Annotated in this window: 21 protein-coding genes and 1 tRNA gene; 9 read left to right on the top strand and 13 right to left on the bottom strand. The window is 51.7% G+C overall.

Features of this window, described 5'->3' with window-relative positions; genetic code table 11:
- The first annotated feature begins 25 nt into the window (after positions 1 to 25).
- Positions 26 to 3,520 carry a P-loop NTPase fold protein gene (locus V9K92_RS14965; protein ID WP_337354326.1) on the top strand — a complete coding sequence of 1,165 codons (3,495 nt, stop codon included), beginning with the start codon at positions 26 to 28 and terminating at the stop codon, positions 3,518 to 3,520.
- Between the two features lie 54 nt (positions 3,521 to 3,574).
- Here the strand turns inward: V9K92_RS14965 and V9K92_RS14970 are convergent, their stop codons facing one another.
- Both V9K92_RS14970 and V9K92_RS14975 read right to left on the bottom strand, forming a co-directional pair.
- Positions 3,575 to 3,760 carry a hypothetical protein gene (locus V9K92_RS14970; protein ID WP_337354327.1) on the bottom strand — a complete coding sequence of 62 codons (186 nt, stop codon included), beginning with the start codon at positions 3,758 to 3,760 and terminating at the stop codon, positions 3,575 to 3,577.
- A 57-nt stretch (positions 3,761 to 3,817) separates the two neighbouring features.
- Positions 3,818 to 4,564, bottom strand: a complete 747-nt coding sequence (locus V9K92_RS14975) for a hypothetical protein (protein WP_337354328.1) — start codon at positions 4,562 to 4,564, stop codon at positions 3,818 to 3,820.
- 617 nt (positions 4,565 to 5,181) lie between these two features.
- Here V9K92_RS14975 and V9K92_RS14980 point away from each other — a divergent pair.
- The 3 genes from V9K92_RS14980 to V9K92_RS14990 are packed head-to-tail and all read left to right on the top strand — an operon-like array spanning position 5,182 to position 10,514.
- Positions 5,182 to 6,825, top strand: a complete 1,644-nt coding sequence (locus V9K92_RS14980) for a hypothetical protein (protein WP_337354329.1) — start codon at positions 5,182 to 5,184, stop codon at positions 6,823 to 6,825.
- A gap of 3 nt (positions 6,826 to 6,828) precedes the next feature.
- Positions 6,829 to 9,822, top strand: coding sequence for a VPA1269 family protein (locus V9K92_RS14985; RefSeq protein ID WP_337354330.1), 2,994 nt, complete (start codon positions 6,829 to 6,831; stop codon positions 9,820 to 9,822).
- On the top strand, positions 9,819 to 10,514 hold the full coding sequence (locus V9K92_RS14990; RefSeq protein WP_337354331.1) for a hypothetical protein: 696 nt from the start codon (positions 9,819 to 9,821) through the stop codon (positions 10,512 to 10,514). Before V9K92_RS14985 ends, V9K92_RS14990 begins: the two co-directional genes overlap by 4 nt.
- A gap of 640 nt (positions 10,515 to 11,154) precedes the next feature.
- Here V9K92_RS14990 and V9K92_RS14995 read toward each other — a convergent pair.
- Positions 11,155 to 12,324 carry a M20 aminoacylase family protein gene (locus V9K92_RS14995; RefSeq protein WP_115055568.1) on the bottom strand — a complete coding sequence of 390 codons (1,170 nt, stop codon included), beginning with the start codon at positions 12,322 to 12,324 and terminating at the stop codon, positions 11,155 to 11,157.
- A 154-nt stretch (positions 12,325 to 12,478) separates the two neighbouring features.
- On the opposite strand from V9K92_RS14995, the gene V9K92_RS15000 reads away from it, so the two are divergent.
- Complete coding sequence (locus V9K92_RS15000; protein WP_115055593.1) at positions 12,479 to 13,600, top strand: D-alanyl-D-alanine carboxypeptidase family protein; 1,122 nt, start codon at positions 12,479 to 12,481, stop codon at positions 13,598 to 13,600.
- Entirely contained in the window at positions 13,600 to 14,757 is a 1,158-nt protein-coding gene (locus V9K92_RS15005) for a CobW family GTP-binding protein (RefSeq protein WP_337354332.1), read from the top strand. Before V9K92_RS15000 ends, V9K92_RS15005 begins: the two co-directional genes overlap by 1 nt.
- Before the next feature lie 160 nt (positions 14,758 to 14,917).
- Here the strand turns inward: V9K92_RS15005 and V9K92_RS15010 are convergent, their stop codons facing one another.
- The 4 genes from V9K92_RS15010 to V9K92_RS15025 all read right to left on the bottom strand — a co-directional run bounded on the left by V9K92_RS15010 (position 14,918) and on the right by V9K92_RS15025 (position 18,109).
- The gene (locus tag V9K92_RS15010; protein WP_435530250.1) at positions 14,918 to 15,208 is read right to left on the bottom strand and encodes a sulfurtransferase TusA family protein; all 291 of its coding nucleotides are present in this window, start codon (positions 15,206 to 15,208) and stop codon (positions 14,918 to 14,920) included.
- Positions 15,187 to 16,416 (bottom strand): L,D-transpeptidase family protein, encoded by a 1,230-nt coding sequence (locus V9K92_RS15015; RefSeq protein ID WP_115055562.1) that lies wholly within the window; start codon positions 16,414 to 16,416, stop codon positions 15,187 to 15,189. Before V9K92_RS15015 ends, V9K92_RS15010 begins: the two co-directional genes overlap by 22 nt.
- A gap of 271 nt (positions 16,417 to 16,687) precedes the next feature.
- Complete coding sequence (locus tag V9K92_RS15020; RefSeq protein WP_008127996.1) at positions 16,688 to 16,963, bottom strand: HU family DNA-binding protein; 276 nt, start codon at positions 16,961 to 16,963, stop codon at positions 16,688 to 16,690.
- Positions 16,964 to 17,167: 204 nt separating this feature from the next.
- On the bottom strand, positions 17,168 to 18,109 hold the full coding sequence (locus V9K92_RS15025) for a LysR family transcriptional regulator (protein ID WP_307280443.1): 942 nt from the start codon (positions 18,107 to 18,109) through the stop codon (positions 17,168 to 17,170).
- Between the two features lie 165 nt (positions 18,110 to 18,274).
- Between V9K92_RS15025 and V9K92_RS15030 the strand changes: the two genes are divergently transcribed.
- Positions 18,275 to 19,228, top strand: coding sequence for a ring-cleaving dioxygenase (locus V9K92_RS15030; protein WP_337354333.1), 954 nt, complete (start codon positions 18,275 to 18,277; stop codon positions 19,226 to 19,228).
- 27 nt (positions 19,229 to 19,255) lie between these two features.
- On the opposite strand, the gene V9K92_RS15035 is transcribed toward V9K92_RS15030, so the two are convergent.
- The 3 genes from V9K92_RS15035 to V9K92_RS15045 all read right to left on the bottom strand — a co-directional run bounded on the left by V9K92_RS15035 (position 19,256) and on the right by V9K92_RS15045 (position 21,873).
- Positions 19,256 to 20,821 (bottom strand): VOC family protein, encoded by a 1,566-nt coding sequence (locus tag V9K92_RS15035; protein WP_337354334.1) that lies wholly within the window; start codon positions 20,819 to 20,821, stop codon positions 19,256 to 19,258.
- Between the two features lie 202 nt (positions 20,822 to 21,023).
- A complete protein-coding gene (locus V9K92_RS15040; protein WP_008127986.1) occupies positions 21,024 to 21,173 on the bottom strand; it encodes a DUF1127 domain-containing protein in 150 nt (49 codons plus the stop codon).
- Positions 21,174 to 21,420: 247 nt separating this feature from the next.
- Entirely contained in the window at positions 21,421 to 21,873 is a 453-nt protein-coding gene (locus tag V9K92_RS15045; RefSeq protein WP_337354335.1) for a low affinity iron permease family protein, read from the bottom strand.
- 217 nt (positions 21,874 to 22,090) lie between these two features.
- Here V9K92_RS15045 and V9K92_RS15050 point away from each other — a divergent pair, with 217 nt between their 5' ends.
- Positions 22,091 to 22,894 carry a DUF2189 domain-containing protein gene (locus V9K92_RS15050; protein ID WP_307280435.1) on the top strand — a complete coding sequence of 268 codons (804 nt, stop codon included), beginning with the start codon at positions 22,091 to 22,093 and terminating at the stop codon, positions 22,892 to 22,894.
- 125 nt (positions 22,895 to 23,019) lie between these two features.
- Positions 23,020 to 23,235, top strand: a complete 216-nt coding sequence (locus V9K92_RS15055) for a hypothetical protein (protein ID WP_115055549.1) — start codon at positions 23,020 to 23,022, stop codon at positions 23,233 to 23,235.
- Positions 23,236 to 23,365: 130 nt separating this feature from the next.
- On the opposite strand, the gene V9K92_RS15060 is transcribed toward V9K92_RS15055, so the two are convergent.
- From V9K92_RS15060 to V9K92_RS15070, 3 genes are all read right to left on the bottom strand, one after another.
- Positions 23,366 to 23,758 (bottom strand): GFA family protein, encoded by a 393-nt coding sequence (locus tag V9K92_RS15060; protein ID WP_115055547.1) that lies wholly within the window; start codon positions 23,756 to 23,758, stop codon positions 23,366 to 23,368.
- Between the two features lie 208 nt (positions 23,759 to 23,966).
- Positions 23,967 to 24,389: an NAD(+)--rifampin ADP-ribosyltransferase gene (arr, locus tag V9K92_RS15065; RefSeq protein ID WP_337354336.1), complete on the bottom strand. Its 423-nt coding sequence runs from the start codon at positions 24,387 to 24,389 to the stop codon at positions 23,967 to 23,969.
- 177 nt (positions 24,390 to 24,566) lie between these two features.
- Positions 24,567 to 24,643: transfer RNA gene (locus tag V9K92_RS15070), tRNA-Arg, on the bottom strand.
- Positions 24,644 to 24,714 lie beyond the last annotated feature (71 nt).

Here is a 24,714-nt window from a genome sequence, read left to right on the forward strand (position 1 = left end):
TAAAGCTCTTCAAATGGATAGTGCAATGTTGGGTCGTAAGATACTTCTAGATGAACCCTCCCAAGAAGACTTATTTCACGGAAAAGGACACGATAGAACCGCCGCGGCTCTGGCGTCCGCCATACGGAACTTCAGTAACGCTGATAGGGCAATAGGACTTGATGGCCCTTGGGGTAGCGGGAAGTCAAGTGTCGTGGGAATTGCCGAACGTAAACTTCAAGTGTCCATGGGCGACGACATCAGGTTTCACTTTTTTACCTTTGATATTTGGAAATCACAAGGCTCTGCATTCCGGCGCTCCTTTTTGGGACATCTCGTCTCTTGGTCGATAACCCAATTTCCAAAGAAATCCAAAAAACTCGCTGGTATCGACAACAAAATAAAAGGCAAGGTTCGCGAGGTAGACACCGACAATCACCTTATCCTGGATTGGTATGGAATCATAATTTTGCTCGCCGTACCGTTCCTGCCGATATACGTTCTCTGGAGCAAATCGACATTCGATAAATTGGCTACCGCCGGCTCAGAGAGCGAATTCTTATTCTCGTTACCAATGTGGCTTGTTTATTGCTTTCTTATCGGCACATTTGCTGTGGCTCTATGGAAATACTCAACGGGCGACGCCATCAGTAAATCCTCTGCTGGTGTTGGTCGCTGGCGGCATTTCCAATTTGCGCTGTCCAGGACTCTCCTGATAGGTGCAAAACAATACGAACACCAAAAGGTTACTCAGTACATTCGGGAGACCGATCCTAACGATTTTGAATTTCAGTCAGTTCTCCGAGAAATTTTGGCGACCATCCAAGATAAGCACAACAAGGTAGTGATTGTTTTGGATAACATTGATCGGCTGCCGGCCGACGAGATAAGCGGCTATTGGGCGCTTGTCCGCTCGATTTTTTCCAGAACACATTCTGATAACATCGCCACTGATAACAACCATATTACCGCTGTCGTGCCATACGATCGCCGTCTAATTGAAACTAAAACCTTGGAGCCCTCGGAGGTCAGTGGCAAGTCGACTCTTAGAGCACGGGGACTCTTTGCCAAAACCTTTGATGAAGTCTTGACTGTCGCTCCTCCTGTAATGTCGAACACGCGTGATTTCTTCCACGAGAAAATCAAAGAAGCTCTTCCCGTTTTTGAGGATGGCGATGCTCTCTTTCGAGTGTATCTGGTGTTCAATTGGATCACAGACAGCGATGGCGGACGTGCTACGCCTCGTCAGGTCATATCATATGTGAACGAGCTAACGGGACTTTACGTTCTTCACGACGGAAGAATCGGATTGCCCACCGTTGCAGTCTATCTGGCCGTTAAGGACAGACTTGAGAGTCGGCCAGCTGCACTCGCAAAAGAAAAGATTGTTGACGACCACCTAAAATCATTGGCCAATGATCGAAATCTAGAGAAAAACTTGGCGGCGATACTATTCAATGTAGAGCCAGAACTAGCCTTCCAGATTCTACTTGATAATGAAATTAAGAGTGCGATAAACGCCGAAAATTCGAACCGGCTGACTGAATTGTCTGCCGCACCGGGATTTGACGTTCGCGTAAATGAGGTGTTCTCGGTCAACGTTGGTGAATGGACCAGTGGTGGCAGATTTGCTTTAGCGGTTCAGAACGTCTGCGATCTTCTCGAAACCTATTCAGGTGAAGCAGCCGCTCAATTGAAAACCTCCGTTGTCGAAGGGTTTTGCGAGGTTCCAGCATTCACTTTGGGACAAGAAGCCGAACGTTATGAGAGGCTAATCCATATATGCCATACATCGGACCGCCAACGTGTTTTTGACCACATGGTGTTGACCGCCTCTGCCAGTCTGAAAAAGTCTGACGGCCTAAATCAATCGAAGGGGCGTGAATTTGTCCGATTCTTGTCGGAGTTTACAAAAACATCACTCGAAATTGACGATGGTTTATCGACGGGTCTGGCTTTGAAAAAGGTGATCCTGCCGCAGGATCCAGATTTTCTGTTTGGCTTCGCGGTCGAAGCTCATGTCGCCGCTGCGATAAAAATGACGGATGTGACCAAACCGACAATTGATTTATCCTCGGATGTCACCTTCCTCGAAACGGTTGCTTTGAGCCAAACTGCGGATTGTTTGGCAGCTTTCGCTAGTTTTCGGAGCGTTCGTCTTGTCAGTGATCCAGCTTGGATCGCAATTTCAAACCATCTAGTAAGGTCGCTTGTCGACGGTAGTTCGGAGAATCATCAGGGTTATGCCGAACGGTTGACGTTGTTGGGCACGGTGAGGTCATTTCTATCATATAAGAAGTTGGAGGAAATCGACTTATCCCAACTGCTCGGTAGCTCGGCGTTTTACGAGAGCCTTTCGAAGGCATTTTCGAATAATTTGGAGGATATCGGGCTAGCCCATGCCGTTTCGTTGGCGTCGATTCCATATCTTGAAGGTAATCTATCTTCGCCGACGCGCGTCGTTGCCAATAATATTAGGCAACCCGCCGCACAAGAGGAGTTCGCCTGGTTCGGTCAGATTCTTGAAGGCTCAGCTCCTCTTTCTCTTCACCAATATCATTTAATTGCTGACGAAGCGGTGGCACACCTAAACGTACCTGATTGGGTCGTATTTGGTAAGGCCAATCCAGATAACAAGTTGGCCGTCTCTGTCATACGTGCAGCGTTTGCTCGGGAGCAGGTCCCGTGGATGAGCGATAGAAGTCTGTTTCAAAATTATTCGTATTTGAAGGCTGTCCTTGCAGACGACTTTGCGGGAGTCCTACCAAAATTAGGAGCAGAGATCGAAGCTGACACTTTGGCGGAATTTGACGCCGCCTCCTATCCAGTCGGAATCCTGATGGATACCAGAGAGTTTTCTGAAAGTGAATGGAAGGCTGTCCACGACCGCGCGAGAGAAATTTTAGATAATGTTTCTGAAGACGACTGGCTCATTCACCTCTCCATGGGCGATGACTACTTACGCTTACTGTGTGAAATGATAAAATCATCAAGCTACAGCCCCGAGTCGACCGCATTGAAGAGTGCGTTTCTCCGATTCGTCTTGGGAGTATTAGATGGATCGATCACCCCGACGCTCGAATCCACAGATTACGACATCGTGATGGATGCCATTGATAAGGGATATCGTCTGGAGTTTTTCAAGCAGATACGTGAAGAAATCAATGGAGTGACGGCTGGAACTATTGCGCTAGCGGCCAGATTATTCCCGGTCGTGATTTTGAACTGTGTTAAGACCGGAGATAAATCGCGGCAGGAAAAGGACAAACTTGTACGCTTTATCCTGCGGCCATCCTTGGAAGGCGGAGTGGCCAGTGTTGTTGATCATTTCCTCGCTCTCGGACGCAAGACCGTCGCAGATTTCATTCGATCTGCTGATCAAAGCACAAAAGACACTCTTGATCCTGCTTTGAGGCTACTCAGCAAAACATGTGATTACGAGTACGTTCGGAAAGTAACAGAGTTATTGCAAGGAAAAAAAGCCAAAACTTGGCTGGATATTCTGTTTCCTACAAAAGACGACGGTGAGGAAGCAGGCTGAGAGCAGGTGAGGCGACAGGGATTGTCTGTCCAAGAAACTCCAAGACAATTTTCCTCAACCAAAGACCTCGGGAACTTCTGCACTTGCTGTCTTGCCGATATTTTCTTCATCAACAACAGCATATTGTGCAATCAACTGCTCAATGGCCGCAAAGAGTTTTTCGAACTCGATGAAGTCTTTGGCATTTGATGACGGAACGACAGTCTCGGCAAAATGCACTTTGCCGCGCTTAAGCTTCATTTGCCATAGCGACGCTTCGGTTGCAGTGTTGATCGGTTTACCTGCAATTTGAGCGGCTCATACTTTATCTGATAGTGGCTTCGAAAGTCCTGCAATCGCCGCCGTCGCGAGTTGAAAGGTCTGGCAGATCCCAAAAAACTCGTCTGGGAAAAACTGTAGTTCGTTGCCAATGGCCACTCGTTTTTCACGATCATTTATAAAGAGATGACTACCAATTCCCGAAATGTGACTGCCCTGAATGAGATTTTCCATGAGGCCCTGCGAGGGGATAGTTTGAGTAGTAGCGCCGTCATGAGTCTGAATTGAGAGGACAAGCCACCTAATAACCAATTCATTTCCATCGGTAGCGTCTTTAGCGGCAACGATACCACTACGGTGGGCCAAACAGTTTCGCGCTTTATTGTATCCGTTTAATATGGAGGTCCAGGCGCTGTCGATGCCGAAATCTACCGTGAGGATTTTAAGTTGGTCTTCGATCCCACGCTGTTCAAACTTAGTAGGGGTTGATGAAAAAACTCCATCTGGATTGTTTGCTACAGCATGAGAATAGACATCCCAAAGGAAGATGGAAAAACTTTCAATAAGGTCTCTAACGACTGACGCCACTGCCCAACTTTGAAAATCAACTTGTAGTTGCTGGTCATTGGAAGATTTGATTGCCTCGAAGCTGTAGGTCTTGTCAATGTAGGTGATCTCATGGTCAGCCCTCGTAGGATGCGACTTAAGGCTTGCAATGTAATGGAAACCGGCGAGTTGGATTGCGCGCTGTATTTTTTGAATTGGCTGTAACTCTAGGGCGCTCACAAGTGCTCTCTTTCACGGTTTTCTCTACTTCTGAGTGAGGCGATTTAAGCAGTCGAATCCTTCGGATTAACTACTTTCCTCCATGGCTTCGCCGGGGACATTACCAAACCATGCGACGCATCTGTCGAAGGATCCAGACAGCACGTCTGATTGTCTATATCATCGGTACAGCGAGCTAAAGTGAGGAATTTGCTTCCCATTTCGCAGCTGTCCACTCCCTACTTTCAGACTTTGCCGGCTTTTTAACTGCGCGGAAGCATAAAGGGACAAGAGGGAGCAGGGTTTTAGATCGCTTTCATCGGTTGGCTTGTTCGGCGACAGACAGACTACAAGGATTCCTTTTTATACGAATCCTTTAAATCGAGCGCGACAATTTGACGCATGCATAACGAGTCCTTTTCAACTGCGAAAAATCCAATGAAAACAGGTGGTTGAGCTGAATTTGACAATTTGGTCGGACTTGCAGGAAGATTCTTAGCACGAAGTTGCTGCGAGGAGAATGACATGACACCCGCCCGTTCGATCGCTCCGGACAAGGGAAACGCGAAGGCTACAATGGTTTATCCCGCGAGCCCACGTCTCACTATGAGACTAAAACGTTGCCTTGGAACGCACGCATGACCGCCACCAACGTTCAGACTAACCTCACTGTATTTAAACCCTATCAGGCGGGGGAGGCTAAGCGAATGCCACGCCTCAATAACGAAGGCTTCGCAGGATCGCTACATCATTGCATCGTTAGAATGCATCATCCAGTGCACGCCATTCCACTCCCAACGTTGTGGCTGTTAAATCCAAAGGAAAGCGATACTGGCCCCCCAATGTTGTTTGTTCCACTCATTGATTATTTCGTCGGGCGCAGCAGTCAGGCTTATGCAACCCACATAAAATCCTCCAAGATGATCGGCTGGTTATGGGACTACCTGCATCAGAGAAGGGAGTATTTTGAAGCACGTCAGGCAGAACTGGGTGAAAATGCCTCTTCAGTCTTGATAAACGAATTTATCAATCATTTGAAGAATGGGACAGTTATTCCAGGACCTCATGGGCCACATGATGAAACTGGTCTGTATTGGAAACCCTGCCCCTCGATAGAACTTTTAGCTGGTTATGCTGTCGCGCTTGATAGATTTCTCGACAACTTTGGTAGTCGGACCGTTGGAGCCCAGTACGACGAAGTGAAATCGTTGTTACCGAAGTCCGCCCTTGATACAATCAGTCTAGTTAGAATGGCGAGAGCAAATAGCGGGTTTAGCATTCTTGAACATTTGCGCGACCGTGACGAACTTCCTCAACGCCAAAACAAATGGATCTATTCCCTGATAATCGGCAAAGATAGTCGTAACTACAATGCCACTCCTGTTAAGAGATTTCCTCAGCACCTTCTAGTTCCAATGTTAACTGAAGGATTTGTAATTGATCCCGGCAAACCGTCAGAACGGGAAGACGCTACCGGACGGATGCATGCCGCCCTTGGTACCGGCGGGCTCAGAGGCTCGGAGCCACTCCATCTTTGGGTCAACGACTTGCAAATAGTAGACGACCGACTAATTGGATTTTTACGACACCCGGTTTTTTTTCGGGACGGTGGTAAGCGTCGTAACCGTCAAACCATCCTGTTGGAGGATTACGGTCTCTTACCGCGGAATATGCGTTCCGGCAGATTTCAGGCTGGGTGGAAAGGCTTGGCCTTGGGAGAGGAGCAGTTTGCTGAAATCCAGTGGATGCCGCTGGAGGGTATTCAAGAATTCTTGCAGCAGGAATTCGCACACTACTTGGTCAACGTCCGCAACCCAGTCATGCGGAAGCGAGCTTGGCTTGGATTGCCCGACCATCCATATTTCTTAGTTTGTGCCAGAGAGATCCCCGCACTCGGCGTGCACATTGGGGACCCATATACAAAAGCTGCGGCGCGGGGGAGTTGGGAAAGAGCTATCAATAGGCTTTCACTTCTTCATCCGGGCGAGGAGATCGTCCTTGAAAAAAATCGTGGAACCACCCGTCACGGTATAAGGCACCTGTACGGTTATTTGCTTCGGTCACTTGGCTTCGACGAGGCTTTCATCCAACGGGCGATGCATCACAGACATATTATGAGCTCCCGTGTCTATACAGCATATGATGATGCCGAGGTTCATGCTTCCCTTGAAGCCGCAAAAGAATTCTTGAAAACACATAACAACCAAAACCATCTCCCTCATTTCCCATCTCTGTCCACGTCACTCGATCAAATGTTCACACGGGCCGTGGGGGGCTGGTAGGCCATGACCAAATTGAACGAAACTCGGCAGAACTACATCCGGAAAAACGAGTTATCAGAAATCATTGAAGTTGCTTTATCTGAAATGGTGTCTGTGCCGCAGTCGATCCGACAACACTTTTTACTTGGATCACATCGTGTTGAAAAACATCGTGCAGGTATAATCGAATGGACAAGGCAGGCAATTAGAGCGAACGCGGCGGGCGACTTAAGAATGAGTGTCCTACACTTTGCGGCCGTGGGGCCGGTTGTCACAAACATTTCAGCTGAAGTTATTGTCCGTGAAACGCAGCTTGGACGCAGTCTGGAAGAAAAGCTCACGGAGTTGGATCTCTATGAGAAAACATTTGGCCATATGGTGGCCGCAAATCACACAACCTACCGAAGAATGTTAACGCTTTTGTTGGCCGGTTTATGTATGGCCAGCTCAGGAGCCAAATCAATAGATGAGTTAGGCCCGGAAACTATCTTTTCCTGGCTTTGTGCCTATCGTGACGCCAGCAAAGATCGGTTTCGAACAGAACTTTGGGGAAAACGATACGGTGTAGCTGGTCGGTGCCTCAAACAACTGTGTGTGGCTTTTTCTGGGTACTTTGACAGCGACGCAATTTTCAACCTATCGATTGCTACACGAAAATCTGCAGACGGTACTTACAATCTGAAAAGATTGCTCCGCTCGCCTCCCGCACATTTGAAGCAATGGGCTGCGCTTTGGCTCGAGTATCGTACGAAAAAGCGGGACGTATTGCGTGGCCCCGCTGAAGCGTTTCGCATCCTTGCTTATTATCTCGACCATCAAAGAAGTATGGGTGTCGACGTTACTGACCCGTTAGTCTTTGTCCAAAGCGCCCATACTCCTTCACTCGCCAACTACAGGAGAGGCAAACGAAATGGTCCTCCCTCGGCAAACTGGATTAACGAATTTTCGAAGCTGCGAGAGTTTTCCATTTTCCTTCAGCGAAAATTTCAGTCAACTGGCTGTATCGGACATTTCGTAGATTTGGTGACAGACGAAGACAAAGTAGCGCTCAAGAATGATCTGAATCGGGCCGGTAAGGGAGGTACTTACAGCACTGCGGCGTCAATGCCACTCCCGATGCGATACTATAATCTGCTCCGTGAAATCCTTGAAGAGGGAGCAAGCGGATGGCCCGGGAAGCATCCATTTTGCTCGGCGGTAATTAACAAAAAACGGCAATATGTGCCTGTGCTTGCCACTTACTTTCTGGCCGCGTTTGAACTGCCTGAGCGATTTGGGCAGTTTATTCGCTTTGATAGCGGCGAGGGCGATCCGGAAAGGTTCAATCCCTACACTTTGAAATGGGACAAAAACAAGGGCCCTCTTGCAGGTTACTGGTCGAATATAGATAAGAAACAGCCTTTCAGAGGATACGCCTGCAGAACCGAAGATCCCAGGATCACAGGCTTCAGGATCAATACCAACAAAACTGGCAACCCGTTCATCGTTCCTTGGCAAAACATCACGCTTCATCGCATGCTTTATGATTTGCGCGTTTGGCAGGAAACGTGGAACCCCATCTCAAAACCCATTGGCCCCAAACAGTATCTCGAAAACGTACCGGGCGCGGAAGAGGGGAAACTGGAAGAGTACCCGTTTATATTCTCGCTGTTCAGAGATGCGGACAACCGCGGGCGTCCCCCTTCAGTGAGAGTAACTGGAAAGTTCTGGCTGGATATCCTCTTGGAAGTGCAAAACCGATGGAACGCGACATGCGAACCGGAGGATCGCGAGGATAGCCTTGTGGACTTGGGGAAGAACCGACAACCCGAAAGTTCGCGGTACACGCCCCACGGGATGCGTGTCGCAGGCCTGACATTACTGATTCAAGCAGGCGTTCCGCTAGAGATCATCAGTCGATTGATCGCGGGTCATAAGACGCTTCTTATGACGCTCTATTATATGAAAGTAGAGCCGGCCATGATCACCAACATGATGAATCAGGCCCAGATAGCTATTTCAGCCGCAAGAACTAGCCAAGCAATATTTGAGCTCAAGAACATGTCCTTTGAGAACGCAAAGCGTCGCACTGTTTCTACAGATCCAAGCGCTTTGTACAATGCCATGCCGGAGAACGGTGGAAATAGAGTGTTGTGGGCTGATAGGGACTACGGCATCTGCCCCTGGGGTGGCACGCGTTGTCGCGATGGGGGCGAGTGTATAGGGAAAACGAAAAAGGGCGGAAAAGTAACATTGAAGTATGCGTCCGTGGAGGGCGAATCTGAGAACTGTGTCCAGTGCAGGCACTTTTTGACTGGACCAGAGTGGGCAGAAGGACTTTTTGGATACGGGACGCTCTTAGGACGGCGGTTGTCAAATTTGGGTAGCAGAATAAATGAAATGCAATCAGAATCGCGCTCCATCCACATAAGCCTTCAAAGCGAGGGATTGGATGAAGAGAAACGAATAATGCTCAAACGAGAACTCAAGCGAACGGAACAATCCATCAACGATTACTCGATTAAACAGACCATACTATGCAAATCCTTTCTGGCTACAGAAGCACTTCTGCAAAAAATTGAGAGGCTCCAGTCCGTTGATAAGGCAACAGCCAAGGACAAGAAGAAGTCACTTATAGCCCATAACAACACTTCAGTTGTTGAGTGGGTAGAGGTCTCGGAATTCGAACAAACCGCGTTTCTCGCAAAATACGGGAGAGTGTATAAGAGCCTTTACGACCAAGAAGTTGAAAGCTCACTGCGGAAATACGTCGACGAGCTGGCGGTCAGAAGTCTTTATGAGCCTATTTACATGAGTAGACGAACCGAGGAGCAGAAACGCAGAGCATACGAGGCAGCTGTTAACATGATTCTCGAGAAAGCAGCCCAGTCAGATCTGGATGGTCTTGGCAACGAGGGGAAAACACTCCTTGAGTTAGGAATCGGCCCGAAAGATCAAAAGCTCATGTTCTCTGCCGATTTAGAAGATGAGCCGATACGTCTGCTGGCGGTCCCACGGGAACCAAGGTTATTGGTATGACCAAGACGCGTCGCGCAGCGAAATATTCGCCAACTGCAATGAAGACTGAATGCATTACAAAAGCACGAGAACGGTCCAGTGAAATTATAGGACGAATTCCAAGGGAGAATAAGCGGTCAATTGCGGTTTATGAGCAAATTGCTCATGTATGTGAGAGACTTCTGTCCGCCGCACCACCGATTGAACCAACCCACCAAATTGTATCGGAACAGGGCGGAATCCTCTACCCAGGATTTGTCGTCAAATCAACTATTTCAAAACATTATGCTGACATCGTCAGGATCTGGTCAGCTGCCTTTTCGGAGGTAGGACGTATCTCTATTCAGAAAAGCGATGTTGCGTTTGATGCGCACGAACCCATCGCCAGCGAAGATAGAGGACATATCGCCGAGATCGAATTCTACCGGGCGTTGATAAAACGACAAACCAACGAAATGAAGGCATTACGAAACATCATAGCGGAACAGGTGCCGATTCCGACTGGTATAACAGCGGAGAAACATGAGTTCGTTCCGGCCGACGGCGTCGGGATAAAATTGCTGCGAGATTGGTTGCGCAAGCTAAAACATGGTGGAGGGCCCCTGGAGCTCACTGCTGCCGGGATCGAAATCGCTCAGACTGCACGACCGGGCCGAATAGTTATGGATTTGGATACTTGGCGAGCTACTCTAGGCTTGGCCAATTTAGATTGAATCTACTCAATTCTTTCAACGGATGGGTGCGCCAATGGTGTCCACGAGAGGATTCGAACCTCCGACCCCAGGATTCATACCACTTCGGCTTTCGCCGCCGCCTTTGGGCGTTCGTGGTCTGGACTGTCCCTTCACCATGGCTTCCAGCCAACAGGTGCTACCCATCCAGTCTCTACACCTTCCCCAAGGGGCTTGGCTCGGGATTGGCATGCTACAAGAGCAGCGAAGCGTTCCCCGACTTTGAGCAGATCCGTTGCAATGTTTCCAACTGCAACGCCCAATTCTTCAGGAATCCTGTGCTCTATCCTACTGAGCTACGTGGACACATTTGGCCAGTTCTGCATAGACGACTGGTTCGCTTTGTTCAACAGCGTTGTGACGAGGACGTAGGTATATTTTTTTATTGACCACGCAGAGTTTAGCTCATGATAGACCGACTGGTAATGTTACCAGTCGGAAAATCCAACTGCTACCGGCTGATATCTGTACTGGTAACACTGGTACGCTCCTAAAATCATTCTATCCTACTGAGCTACGGGACCATTCCAAGCGGATCGCGAATAGGGGCGATCCGCAGAGACTTAACGTTTTTCAATGCCGCCGCCAAGTCTCAACTTTGGTAGAATGCGCGGCAAAGCCGTCAGGTGGATGGCAGGAGCGCGCTTTCGGCAATATTTACCCAATAGCTGATGCCATGCGGGATTGCGTCATCGTTAAAATCATAGGCCGGGTTGTGCAGTGATGCGCTTGCTCCGTTGCCCATGAAAATGAATGCGCCGGGACGCGCTTCAAGCATATAGGAGAAGTCTTCACCTGCCATCATAGGCGCAACCTCTTCATTTACCGCATTATTTCCGGCAACTTGACGTGCAACCTTGGCGGCGAAATCAGTCTCGCGATCATGATTGAATGTAACCGGGTAATTACGTGCGTAATCGATTGTGACTGTCGCGCCCAAGGCGCCCGTGATGCCCTCGACAATTTCAGTAAGCCGCTTTTGCGCGTAGTCTCGCATTTCCTTGCGAAGCGTGCGGACCGTTCCCGCCAGTTCCGCTTTTTGCGGAATGATATTGTAGGCATCGCCCGCATGAAATTTGGTGACTGAAATAACGACAGAATCAAGCGGATCGGTGCCGCGAGAAACAATTGTCTGCAGTCCATTCACCAGCTGTGCGCCAATAACAACAGGATCAATCGTGGTGTGAGGCTGTGCGGCGTGGCCGCCGCGACCTTCAATTGTAATGGTGAATTCGTCGGTTGCGGCCATGATCGGGCCTTTGCGGATCGCAAATTCGCCAATCGGTATGCCGGGAATATTGTGCAGTCCGTAGACTTCGGAAATGGTGAAACGCTCCATCATGCCGTCCTTGACCATTTCGCGGCCACCGCCGCCACCTTCTTCGGCAGGCTGGAAGATTACGGCTACCGAGCCTTTGAAATTGCGTGTTTCGGCCAGATATTGCGCTGCGCCAAGCAGCATGGAGATATGCCCGTCATGACCACAGGCATGCATTTTGCCGGCATTGGTCGAAGCCCAGGGCTTTCCGGTGATTTCTGTCAGCGGCAGGGCATCCATATCGGAACGCAGGCCGATTGTCGCGCCTTCGCCGTGACGACCGCGGATTATGCCGACAACGCCGGTTTGGCCAATGCCTGTAACCACTTCGTCGCAACCAAAACCGCGCAATTTTTCTTCAATAAATTTTGCAGTCTGGTGCACATCGAACATCAATTCGGGATTTTGGTGCAAATGGCGGCGCCATTGTGATACTTCATCCTGCATTTCGACAGCGCGATTGAGCACGGGCATTTTTACATCAACTCCAATTTACCTGTGACAAGAAAGGCACTTTGCCTTTTCGATGCCACATAAGATAGATAAGGCCATTGCCGCTCCACGTGAAGCGCGGCTTAATGCCTTTTGCCTTCCCAAGGTTTTTATACAGACAGGCTGGATTTCAGGAATGCGGAAAACTGTAGCACTTTTTCTAGTCGGTAGCGCGATGTCAACCGTTGCGATGCTCGGTCTTGGATCAACGGCCCTTGCCGAGGCGAATATCACACTTGATGCTGGCGGCGGCGAGATTCTTTCGCAAAAAAACGCCTTTCAGCGCTGGTATCCAGCGTCCCTGACCAAACTCATGACCGTCTATGTGGCTTTCCGCATGCTCGAATCAAAGCAGGTAACGCTTGATACGCCCGTTCGAATCACCGCGCTTTCAGCCAAGCAACCACCGAGCAAAATGGGCTACAAGGTTGGCTCGGAATTGACGCTCAGTGACGCGCTGAAGATCATGATGGTCAAATCGGCCAATGATGTTGCCATGGCGGTTGGCGAGACGCTGGGCGGCTCTTCAGAAAAATTTGCGGTGCTTATGAACGAGGAAGCCCAACGTATTGGCATGAAAGGCTCGCATTTCGTTAACCCCAACGGGCTGCATTCAGACGATCATTATACGACAGCGCGCGACATGGCAGTTTTGACCCTGCAACTGCGCCGTGAGTTTCCGCAATTTGCGCATTTCTTCGACATTGAGGCCATCGATTACGGCGGCAAGAAAGTACAGCCGAATTTGAATGCCTTGATTGGACGCTTTCCCGGTGCGGATGGGATGAAGACCGGCTTTGTCTGCCCTTCTGGTTATAATCTGATCGGCTCAGCGACGCGCAATGGCCGGACGGTGATTACGGTCGTTCTTGGCGAACTCAAGCTTTCGACCCGTGCCACCAAGGCTGCTGAACTTCTTGCCAAGGGTTTTGAGACCCATGGCACTAGCATCACGATCGACAATCTAAAATCCAACGGTTCGCCGGAGCTTGATGTTGCTGTGAATATGCGTCCGGAGGTCTGCTCCAAGACGTCGGGTTCCGATACATGGGACGGCAAGGATCTTGAAGGTCATATCATTGCCGGATCGCCTTATATGAACCGCATGGACCGCGAGCCGGTGGCTGAAAAAGTCGCCTTGCTACCGTCAAAGCTCAATGCGCTCGGCATGGAACTTAATCGCCTGCCAGTGCCAACGCCTCGCCCCGACCGTTCGTCGCTTAGCGATGCGGGCAGTGCTGCGAAGGTGATCAATTAATGGCTGGTCCCATTCCAGTTTCCGTTCTGACGGGCTTTCTCGGCTCCGGCAAGACGACTTTGCTCAATCGCCTGCTGAAAGATCCGGCGCTTACCGATACTGCCGTTATCATCAATGAGTTTGGTGATGTGGGCATCGACCATCTGCTGGTGGAAAAGGCGAGCGAAGGCATTATCGAACTTTCGGATGGCTGTTTATGCTGCACAGTGCGTGGCGAACTCGTTGATACGCTTGCTGATCTGATCGATCGTTTGCAGACCGGAAAATTGCAGCGGCTAAAGCGCGTCATCATCGAAACCACGGGTCTCGCCGATCCCGCGCCAGTGCTTCATGCGATTATGGGACACCCCGTTTTGCTGCAAGCATTTCGTGTGGACGGCGTGATCACGACCGTTGATGCGGTTCACGGCATGGCGACGCTGGATGCACATGAAGAGGCAGTAAAGCAAGCGGCTGTGGCTGATCGCATCGTCATCACCAAGACGGATCTGCGTCAGTCGGTGGGCTTGGTCGATCCACTGCGCGCGCGTTTGCAGGCGCTTAATCCTGGTGCCGATATTATTGATGTCAGCGATGAACGGACGGGCTTTGCGGCACTGTTTGAATGTGGTGTCTATAATCCGGAAACTAAGACGGTCGATGTGCAGCGCTGGCTGAAAAGCGAAGCCTGGCGAGACCGTGAGCACGAGCGCCACGAGCTTGAGCATCATGGACACCACCATCATCATGATCATCATGACCACGACAGTCATGAACATCACCATGATGTGAACCGCCATGATGCGGCCATCCGGTCATTCTCCCTGACCCATGACAAGCCTGTGCCGCTATCGAGCTTCGATATGTTTATCGATCTGCTACGCTCGGCCCATGGGGAAAAGCTGTTGCGTGTCAAAGGCATTGTTCTCTTGGAGGATGACCCCGAGCGGCCGCTGGTCATTCATGGCGTCCAGCAGATTTTTCACCCCCCCGTACGGCTCGCCGCATGGCCGGAAGGTGTGCGCGAAACGAGACTGGTCATGATCGTCAAGGATCTACCCGAGAGCTATGTACAGCAGCTTTTCAACGCGTTTCTCAACAGGCCGCAGATCGATATGCCTGACCGCGCCGCATTGTTTGATAATCCACTGGCTATACCGGGTGTGAAGCGGGTTTAAGTTTTGCTGGGCAGTTGTGCGTGGTTCGACAAGCTCACCATGAGGGAGAGAGTTGATTGCAGGGAGCCATGTTCTGGAGCGATGAAGATTATCTTTGCAGTTCGCCAACTTCCTCATGATGAGCTTGTCGAACCACGCAATCGGGTAATGCAGCCTATCTTTAGCCGCGCTCGATGTGAAAGCGGTGGCCGCCTTCGACGCTGATTGTTTCAATCAGACGGTGGCCCTCGGTCAGGCAGAAATTGGGCATGTCGATAACGGCCAGCGGGTCGGTGGTTTCTACCCATAAGCGCGTTCCAGCTGCGGCTTCAGCCAGTTTTTTACGGGTTTTAAGCACGGGAAGCGGGCAATTCAGGCCGCGAAGATCGTAGACTTCGGCTTCCATGATGCGTTTTGAATCCTGCTCATCCGCGAAGAAATTAAACGTGCTTAATTGCCGCCGATTTTCCACCACGCCTTTTTGGCGGGCGCGGGTGCTGCAACCGGTGCGGCGGCTTCAGGCGCTGCAATGGCGGCTGTTGTCATCGGAGCAGGTGCCGGCGTCTGTTGTGGAACAGGCGTAGCTGCAACGGCAGGCGTGTGCATGCGCGAGCGCTTGGAAGCTTCGCGCTCTTCCTTCGCCTTGTCGGCTGCCACAGCAGAGGCGAGCCGGACCATGATCTGTGGCTTGTTGGCCGCATCGGCATCTTGTGGTGACAAGGATGGCGGCTCTTGCGTTACGCGTTCACCGCGCGCGCGGCGCTGGCTCCATTCAGCAATGATCTTAGCCTCGGTCAGACCCTGGATCGAGCGGGCAGGGGCTTGAATCTTGCCCTTGCCAACCATGGATGAGAAAGCGCTCTCATAATTGGTCTGATAGGACTGATAGGCCATTTTCAGCGATTCCGGCTGATCAGATGGCGGGCAGGTGCTGGTCGCAGCGATAGGCGCGTTCGGGTCGGATGTGTGGTTGAAGACATATTTCTTCTCGCAGACATCGACTTTCGGCGGCACTTTGGTGATTTCAAAGTGGTCGTAGCCTTCCTTCAGATTTTTCCAGAAAGCGTAATTGGGATCATCCTTGTAGCGCGCCATATTGGCGGCAGTCATGCGGAACGGATAGGCCTGAAGCTGGATCGATTCCTGCCCGCCCTTGAAGGCATCGCGGGCGAAAGCATAAATCTGCGCAACCTGGCCGTCAGTCATAGAATAGCAACCGGAAGACGAGCAGGCGCCGTGAACCATCAGATTTGCACCCGTACGGCCAAGCGCGCGATCAAGCGCATTGGGAAAACCGGTGTTGAATGACAGATAGTAACTGGATTTCGGATTCATGTGAGCGGGGCGGACAGCATAATAGCCTTCCGGCGCCTGACGATCACCTTCAATGAATTTCGGGCCAAGTTTCCCGGACCATTTGCAAATCTGGTAACTGGTGACGATATCGTAGCGGCCATTGTCCTTGCGCTTCCAAACTTCAAGGACGTTTTCTTCCTTGAAGATGCGGAACATGATCGGCGAGGTGGCAGTCATGCCTTTCGTCTTCATGCTCTGGACAAGTTTGGCGGGCAGTTGCGTGTTCGCGCCATTGGGAACGAGATCGTTCACCGTCCCGCCCTGACATCCGGCAAGGAAAAGCGTGAGCATCAAAGGCGCAAGAATGTGTGTCTTTATCTTCATTGCAGCAGCAGTTGCCAGTTCATCAATGTGTTTGCCGAGGTCGGATTCGCCGCGAATATAACATTCGCACCATTATAGATGCACCCGTTATAGTTGATAAAGTCTTGACGCAACCGCATAAAATTGCCCCGATCACGCAGATGTCACCTTTCACGCACTGACGGCGGATTTATGGCAAACAATCATGAAGCACACATAATTGCTTCGAAGTGCCGCAAAACAAAAAAGGCGGCGCAAATTGCACCGCCTTTTTTAAGTCTAGTCCAAAAGATCAGCCGTTAAGGGCGTCCTTCAGAGCCTTTGCAGGCTGGAAAGCAACTTTCTTGGAAGCTGCGATCTTAATTGTTGCGCCGGTTGCAGGGTTGCGGCCTTCGCGAGCGGCGCGAGCCTGTACCTTGAACTTGCCGAAGCCTGGCAGCGAAACTTCATCGCCAGCTACGACTGAATCGGTGATGCCTTTAAGGATGCTATCAACAATCGCCTTGGACTGAACTTTTGTAAGACCCTGATCAGCGACGAGCTTATCAATGAGATCGGACGTATTCATTTGGCGGTTTCCTCAGTATATTCGTTGATCGGAGGGGTCTGTATGGCACGCGTTACGCACTCTGTCATCAGGAACTACAGGCAAAAAGCGGGTTTATACCCAGTGTTTACGGGGTTTTTTTCGAATTAAGCCCTGATTTGCCAGATGGCGATGCCGGTTGACCCAAAAATCGCGCCAAGTGATTCGGCTTGTGCGGGCCCTTAATCAGCTATCGACAGGGCGATAAGCTTCGTTGATTTGCCAGATTGGCGGGCTGCCAATATGTCTTGCAATATGATCGACAAAGGCGCGCACCTTCGCAGAGACATGGCGCGTGGGAGGGTAGACGGCATATATATTGTAGGGTAGCGGCTTTGCTTGCGGCAAAACGGGGATGAGTCTTCCTGCCCGCAACGGTTCGGCGGCGATGAACATCGGCAGGAGTACAAGCCCAAGGCCGGCAATCGCCATATCGCGCATCGCCTCGCCATTATTGGCAACGATGCGGCCATGCATCGGCACGGCAATCGGTTCGCCATCCTTGTCCGGATTTTCAAATTGCCAGAGCTGGCTGGTATTGACGTTGGAATAATCGATGCAGGAAAAGCGATCCAGCGCGCCCAGCGTTTCCGGCAGGCCATGCGTATTGGCGAAATCCGGGCTGCAACAGATGACACGGGGATCGGTGCATAATTTGCGCGCGATCAGGCTGGAATCGCGCAATATACCAATGCGTATGCCGACATCATAACCGCCGCGCACCAGATCGATCATGCGGTCTTCAAACTCCACGGCGATTTCCAGATCGGGATATTGCCGGGCAAAATCCGCAATCATCCGCCCCAGATACATTGTGCCGAAGGTCATGGGCGCAGCGATGCGCAATGTGCCGCGAATGGCGCTATTGCGTGTCGCGGCCGTATCAGCCGCCTCCATGATGTCGCGGACAAGCGGGCGGATGCGCTCGACGAAATCCAGCGCATTTGCCGATGCCACCAGCTTGCGCGGCGTTCGCTGAAACAATTCAATGCCAAGCCCACCCTCCAGATCGGAGATGCGCTTGCTGACAACGGATTTTGACAGGTTAAGCCGCGCGGCTGTGGCCGTGATGCTGCCGGTTTCAATCACGTCGAGAAACGTCAATAAATCTTCGAAACGCCACTTCATGGTTTGCTTATACGAGACATGATTGCCGTTGAACAGAAGTTTGATGGCGTTATAGTTCTGTTTTATCGAACATGAGTTGCGTCTTTATGGTCTTTATTGCCGGAACAACTGCGCAGATATTCACCCCAACGGCGATTTCGCCACTCAATCACGCAGGAGGCTTTGATGAGCTTACAACTGACAGGCATTCACCATCTGACGGCAATTACCGCCAATGCGCCAGAAAATGTGCGTTTCTACACAAAGACGCTTGGTTTGAGGCTGGTCAAAAAGACCGTCAATCAGGACGATACGAGCGCCTACCATCTTTTTTATGCCGATGGTGAAGCAACGCCCGGTACGGATTTGACTTTCTTCGACTGGCCAACTGCACCGGAGCGCCGCGGCACCCATAGTATTTCGCGCACTGGTTTGCGGGTTGGCAGCAAGGCCAGCCTCGACTGGTGGAAAGTCCGGTTTACCGAATTGGGTGTCAAGTCCGGTGAGGTGACAGAGATAGGCGGTCATGCTTCGCTGGATTTCGAGGATGGCGAAGGACAGCGCTTTCGGTTGATTGATGATGGCGGTGCTGGCGACTCCCACCCTTGGGACAAGAGCCCTGTGCCTGCCGAACATCAGATCCGCGGGCTTGGCCCAATCACCATCAGCGTGCCGGACATCACCAATACGGAAGCAATTCTGTTGCACGTGATGAACATGCAAAAGGTCCGCGATTATGCCGATCCCGATGGCATCGGGCATGTGCATGTTTTTGCAATGGGCGAGGGCGGTCCGGCTGCGGAGCTGCACGTCGCCGTTCAACCTGATCTTCCCGCCGCACGGCAGGGTGCAGGGGCGGTGCATCACGTGGCTTTCCGCGCCCCGGATGTCAATGCCTTGCATGAATGGACCGAGCGTTTGAAAAGTTTCCGCATGCCATCCAGCGGTGAAGTCGAGCGTTACTATTTCCGTTCGCTCTATTTCCGCGAACCAAATGGTATTCTGTTCGAGATCGCAACCGACGGTCCGGGCTTCACAGTGGATGAGCCGTTGGAAACGCTTGGGGAAGAGCTCTCATTGCCGCCATTCCTTGAAAGCAAGCGTGCCGCCATTGAGGCCGGGCTGAAGCCGCTCGTCTGATTATGAAAAAGCAGCAAACAGGCCGGATCAATTCCGGCCTGTTTCCATTTCTGTCAGCCAGCTTCTGGCGGCGTCAATATCATGCTGATTGGTCTCGTGACCGGCAGGAACGCTGAGGGCAGTCAAATTGGCTCCAGCCTGCCGCAGATCGGCTTCGAGTGCGGGGGCATGCGCGCCAAAGAGGTCGTGATCGCCGGTCAGGCTGAGAATATGCGTGCCGCTCAGATCAGCTTCAGGTGTCTCTTCAAGCACTTTGGTTGCGCGCAGCAAAATGGCATTGCGCACCAGGCCCGGATGCAATTGCATCATGGCAGCCAGAAGATTGGCGCCGTTGGAATATCCCATGAAAATCGTTGATTGCAGGTCGAGACCATAGGCTTCGACAGCGCCTTCAATGAATGCGGCGAAGGCTTCCGCTTCCGAGCGGATGTCGTTTTGATCAAAGCTCAAAGGTCCAAAACGGCGGAACCAGCGCGCAGTTCCTTCTTCCGTGCTGCGACCACGCAGGCCAAACAGCGTTGCGCCGGGTGCGATACTGGCCGCCAAGGGCATAAGGCTTGTTTCACTGCCATCAGAACCATGAAGAAGGATAAATGCCTGGCCGGTTGCCGGTTCGGGCGTATAGACGCGATGGACGAATGGCAGATCGCGATAAATGAAACGCGGTTCCTTTGGCAGACCGAATTGCGGCAAGATGATTTTTACATTCGCCGTTTCATCGGCAAAATGCGGGGGGACGAAAAGCTCTGTGCCCAAAGTCTCCAATGGTTCGTCAATCAGCACGCCGGGACCATCCGTCGCCATTTCGAGTAGAGTACCGCCCGGCTCGCGCACATAGATGGAATGGAAATATTTGCGGTCGTGTAGGGCAGTTGCATCGGCACCTTCAGCAATCATCTGCTCATAAGTCGCGTTCACTTCGGCAATATCTGCGGCGCGAAAGGCAATATGATCCACGGTGCCGGTGCCGGGGGCGGAGCTCCAAAAGCCGGTTGCATCGCGAACGTCAATGCAATCTCCTGATGAGGAAACCATTCGCGTTATTGTGTCGCTCTGCCCCGCACTTTCATATGAAAAGTGCCTGCTGAGAAACGCAGCAGTCTCGTTGGGTTTTTCGGTGAGGATCGTTGCGCCGCGTAAGCGCATGATCGCATCTGTTTGCGATATGCCATCGCTTTCCCACGGGTCCCCGGGGCTGACGGCGTCTGTTCCGACCAGTTTGATGATCGCCCCGTCAGGATCGTGCAATCGCAGGACGGTTTCGCCAAATTCCTGCGCCGGTCCCGTAACCGCGATGTTGAATTGCAGCGCACGGGTCAGCCAGAAACCAATAGTTTCGGTTGGAATGGCGAATGATACTTCGCTGGGCTGGCCATAGCCGACGCGGCCAAGCGAGCCATCTTCCCAGACCAGAAATGTGATCAGGGAGCCGGGAGTGCCAGAGGCATCGCCATAAATCAGATGGAGTTGTGTTGCGTCTTCAAAGCCGCCGGTACGCTTGACCAGCCGAAGCCCGAGAAACCCGACATAGAAATCGACATTCGCCTGAACCTTGCGGGTGATCAGTGTGATGTGATGAATGCCGCCTGTCATGTCCGAGGTCCCTCTTTTCATGAGGCGCTTGATAAGGGGAAAGCAGGAAAGGCGCAATCGCAGATGACAGCACAAAAGAGAACACCCACCGCTGGGAGGAGCGATGGGTGTTACTTGTAAAGAACGGCTCTGGGAGGAACGCTGTTCTTTAAGCGACCGTGGCTGGGAGGAGGAGTGCCACGGACGTGGGAGGTCTGTTTAATTAGAATGCCGAAGCGGCCTTCTTCGCAACGAAAGCGATGTCACCGCGGGAGATGCCGAGGTCGTTCAGTTCACGTGCGGACAGGCGGTTCAATTCCGTGACTGTGTCACGATAGCGGCGCCAGTTGTTGTACGAGCGGATCAAGTTCATTTCACTCACCTAAAGTTCTTTTGTTTGTTGGATCGTTATCGATCGGTGAGCTGGATATAGTGCAGTGCACTCAGAACTTGGAGTCACAAGTTTGCATAGCTGGTTTGCAGGAAAATGGGCCTCTAAACCACTGAAACTGAAGGTTTCCGCCATTAATTTGTCATTATCGATCTGAAATTTGAGAAAAATGGTGGATTCGGCTGTAAAACTGCCCAAGTCGGCCATATTCGTTAACGGTGAAAACTGCTTAGGCGTGCGCTTTCGCGCGGGGTGGCTTTCTGGCCGCTTCGCGCGGTGCAGCTTTACTCTTTTTCTTTGCAGCGGTGCGGCTCTTAAGTTCCTCGTCGGCCTTCTTCGCTGCTTCTTCGCATTGTTTGCGAAACTTCTCGACTTCAGCCTCGGTCAGATGCTCGATGCCGATAAAAGCATTCTTTCCGTTGCTGACGCGCACGAGCTCGTCCAGCTTGGCCTGAATGGCTACGCTATCGCGGTTTTGCGTGTTCTGGATGAGAAACACCATGAGGAAGGTCACGATTGTCGTGCCGGTATTGATGATGAGCTGCCACGTATCGCTGAAGCCGAATATCGGTCCGCTAAATGCCCATATGACTACGATTGCCACGCAAAGGATGAAGGTTACAGGTTTGCCTGCAGCCAAAGCCACAGTGTTGGCGACCTTGGTGAAGATCTGATCGAACATGCGTAATCCTCTTTGTGACCGGCGATAATGAGTCTGGCACTCAATAACTTTTGAACGAGGCTGTTGGTTCCGCGACAGGAAACCAACATGCGTCTGCGTTTCAGGGTGGTCAAAAAACGTCCGGGAGCGTATGCTTAACCATGCAGGTTGAGGTCCATAGTGACCCGTCCATGGTCACCGAGCTCCTTTTCCGCCCTGAACTTATGGGAGGTTTGAGATGGCGAATTTCCATGTGATTGCCGGTGCTGATTCAGGCATTGCCCATCCTGATGTGCGCAAGATTGCCGTCAGGGATGTTTTCACGGCGCTGCGCAAAGGTCTTGACGATTTCTGGGAGAAGCCGTCGCATTATGTGTTTCTCTGCCTGATTTATCCCATTGCCGGTCTGGTGCTGATCCGATGGTCGTCCGGTGCTAACACCCTGCCGCTGATTTTCCCACTAATGTCAGGTTTTGCACTGATCGGACCTCTGGCAGCCATCGGGCTTTATGAAATCAGCCGCAGACGCGAGCGGGGTATGGACACCTCCTGGTGGCATGCAAGGCAGGTGGTGCATTCACCCGCCGTTCCATCCATTCTTGCGATAGGGGCCATGCTTGTCGCCGTTTTCGTGGCATGGTTGCTGATCGCCCAGGCGCTTTATGTGAACCTCTTCGGCGATACGCCCCCGGCTTCGGTCGCGGTATTCATGGATCAGGTTTTCAACACGCCTCAAGGCTGGCGAATGATCATACTCGGCAATGCAATCGGTTTTGTCTTCGCGGCCTTTGTGCTTTGCACGACGGTGATCGCCTTTCCCTTCCTGCTCGACCGCGATGGCGGCGCTTATGCGGCGATAGCCACGTCAGCGCGCGTGGTGGCAAAAAATCCGCTACCCATGATCGTTTGGGGCTTGATTGTCGCTGCACTGCTGTTTGTGGGCTTCGCAACATTGTTCGTGGGTCTGGCGATTTTCATACCCGTTCTCGGACATGCCACCTGGCACCTTTACCGTGCAGTTGTTCCGGCGCACGAAATGTAAAAGCAAATATCTGCCTCGTATGGTGGAATACGGGGCAGATGGTCAAATTTCCCGGTAAAACTAGCATTTGACGTAAACGGCTATTATCCTTCCAGAATCGCCAACCTTGCGAAGGGAATACCGACATGGGTAGCTATTCGAAGCTGATTGGATCGATTATCGGAGGTATTGCGGGCTGGCTTGCCTCACGCTACGCCCTGCCGCCGGAGCTGACATCCCCCGAAATTCAAGGGGCAGCAACAGTTATTCTCAGCGCTGCTGCCACATACCTGTTCCCCGCAAATACGGTGCCGACACAGACAACGACCGAGCCGGAGCCAAAGGTCACCACTCCTCAATAGTCTGTTTTGATTTGTAGCTCCGGCCGGTGCATTTGTGCACCCGTCGGAATGGCGCGGTATCCCGCCGTCCGTAAGAGGGCGTAGTCAAAGCTGAAATCAGCCCTCTACTAGTGTGTACTGGACGAGGCGATTAATCCTCAAAGCGGGTCGTGGCGTCGCGATCATGCTCGTATTTATGCTTGGTCGGGAAGGTCGGTAACCAGGATTCGCGGCGGATGACCCAGCTTTCATAAGTCGGTGTCAGCTGGTCAATATCGTCCAGCGAGCCAATGTTCACTTCGATTTCGTCGTCGGTGCGGGCAAAAACCGACGATCCGCAACGGGGGCAGAAATGACGCCCGGCATAATCGCCTGTTTCTCCCTCGATGGACACAGCAGCTTCAGGAAATATTGCCGAAGCGTGAAAAAGAGCGCCATGATGTTTGCGGCAGTCGAAACAGTGACAAATGCCGACACGATAAGGCCGTCCCGTTGCAACGATTCGGACATCTCCGCAGCTGCACCCGCCCGTGAACCGGTCCATCTTGCGCCTCCTCAATAATCACGTGAGTTGGAATATTTACAATGAACAAGACAGCCATTGCAAATAGATGACTGAGGTGCTGTTCATGCTTGATAATGGAATGTCGATTGCCAAGGTATTTATCCTTGAACGGCTGCGATTGGTGGAAAGCTGATCATTCCCTTTAGCGATTCGCTCGCGTAATGAGCACACGGCGCGCCGCGCCGCATCAGTTGATGATTTCGCCTCGTTCGTGCGAAGGCAACGCGATCAGACGTTCTCTCCATAGCTGTAGTGCTTCGGGAGTCAATCTGGTCCAATCCGTGATTTCCCCAATGATCTTGAGCGGTGCGCTGCTGCGATACGACCGCGTTGGATTGCCAGGAAACTTCTTGTCGGTCACGTTCGGGTCGTTCTCGAATGTCCCTGTGGGTTCTACGATGTAAACACGCGGGGCTGCGCCGCCTTTGGTGAGTTCAGCCGCAATTTCAGCGGCAAGCCCGGCACCATCCACAAGAGAAGTGAAGTAGATATGGTTCATCACCACTTCAGGACGATAGTTCGACCTGTATCCTGCGGTGAGGAAATCACCCACGCGCAAATCCGCGATTGTGCCATGAAAGAAGGGGCCTTTATCCAGCGCTTCGGTCATCTTGATCGTCCTGTCCTGTAGGTCTGCTTGTCGTCAGTGAGCTGAGCGGTGCCAACGGAGATAAGGTCGAAAGAGGCTATTTCCACCCGTTGCAAGCTCAAATAGTCGAGACGCAAACGTTGATCTGCCCTGTCGCAGTTTTCGAAAAATTATTACACTTGGGTGTATGGGAAAAAATGGCGCGCCCGAAAGGATTCGAACCTCTGACCCCCAGATTCGTAGTCTGGTGCTCTATCCAGCTGAGCTACGGGCGCGTGCCACAAATGCGCGTTCGTCTGCGCAGGCCGGTTCCTAATTGGTTGGCTGCGTAAATGCAAGCCGGTTT

Origin of the sequence: Phyllobacterium sp. CCNWLW109 (assembly GCF_037203905.1) — a bacterium.
In the GTDB taxonomy this organism is placed as follows: Bacteria; Pseudomonadota; Alphaproteobacteria; order Rhizobiales; family Rhizobiaceae; genus Phyllobacterium; species Phyllobacterium ifriqiyense.

What these genes read in the sequence shown, in the direction of transcription:
- V9K92_RS15020 (WP_008127996.1), bottom strand. Translation starts at nt 16,963, where the DNA reads ATGAATACGTCCGATCTCATTGATAAGCTCGTCGCTGATCAGGGTCTT.
- V9K92_RS15050 (WP_307280435.1), top strand. Translation starts at nt 22,091, where the DNA reads ATGGCGAATTTCCATGTGATTGCCGGTGCTGATTCAGGCATTGCCCAT.
- V9K92_RS14965 (WP_337354326.1), top strand. Translation starts at nt 26, where the DNA reads ATGTTGGGTCGTAAGATACTTCTAGATGAACCCTCCCAAGAAGACTTA.
- V9K92_RS15060 (WP_115055547.1), bottom strand. Translation starts at nt 23,758, where the DNA reads ATGGACCGGTTCACGGGCGGGTGCAGCTGCGGAGATGTCCGAATCGTT.
- V9K92_RS15040 (WP_008127986.1), bottom strand. Translation starts at nt 21,173, where the DNA reads ATGAACTTGATCCGCTCGTACAACAACTGGCGCCGCTATCGTGACACA.
- V9K92_RS15000 (WP_115055593.1), top strand. Translation starts at nt 12,479, where the DNA reads ATGCGGAAAACTGTAGCACTTTTTCTAGTCGGTAGCGCGATGTCAACC.
- V9K92_RS15030 (WP_337354333.1), top strand. Translation starts at nt 18,275, where the DNA reads ATGAGCTTACAACTGACAGGCATTCACCATCTGACGGCAATTACCGCC.
- V9K92_RS14980 (WP_337354329.1), top strand. Translation starts at nt 5,182, where the DNA reads ATGACCGCCACCAACGTTCAGACTAACCTCACTGTATTTAAACCCTAT.
- V9K92_RS15055 (WP_115055549.1), top strand. Translation starts at nt 23,020, where the DNA reads ATGGGTAGCTATTCGAAGCTGATTGGATCGATTATCGGAGGTATTGCG.
- V9K92_RS15025 (WP_307280443.1), bottom strand. Translation starts at nt 18,109, where the DNA reads ATGAAGTGGCGTTTCGAAGATTTATTGACGTTTCTCGACGTGATTGAA.
- V9K92_RS15015 (WP_115055562.1), bottom strand. Translation starts at nt 16,416, where the DNA reads ATGAAGATAAAGACACACATTCTTGCGCCTTTGATGCTCACGCTTTTC.
- V9K92_RS14995 (WP_115055568.1), bottom strand. Translation starts at nt 12,324, where the DNA reads ATGCCCGTGCTCAATCGCGCTGTCGAAATGCAGGATGAAGTATCACAA.
- V9K92_RS14985 (WP_337354330.1), top strand. Translation starts at nt 6,829, where the DNA reads ATGACCAAATTGAACGAAACTCGGCAGAACTACATCCGGAAAAACGAG.
- arr (WP_337354336.1), bottom strand. Translation starts at nt 24,389, where the DNA reads ATGACCGAAGCGCTGGATAAAGGCCCCTTCTTTCATGGCACAATCGCG.
- V9K92_RS15045 (WP_337354335.1), bottom strand. Translation starts at nt 21,873, where the DNA reads ATGTTCGATCAGATCTTCACCAAGGTCGCCAACACTGTGGCTTTGGCT.
- V9K92_RS15035 (WP_337354334.1), bottom strand. Translation starts at nt 20,821, where the DNA reads ATGACAGGCGGCATTCATCACATCACACTGATCACCCGCAAGGTTCAG.
- V9K92_RS14970 (WP_337354327.1), bottom strand. Translation starts at nt 3,760, where the DNA reads ATGAAGCTTAAGCGCGGCAAAGTGCATTTTGCCGAGACTGTCGTTCCG.
- V9K92_RS15005 (WP_337354332.1), top strand. Translation starts at nt 13,600, where the DNA reads ATGGCTGGTCCCATTCCAGTTTCCGTTCTGACGGGCTTTCTCGGCTCC.
- V9K92_RS14990 (WP_337354331.1), top strand. Translation starts at nt 9,819, where the DNA reads ATGACCAAGACGCGTCGCGCAGCGAAATATTCGCCAACTGCAATGAAG.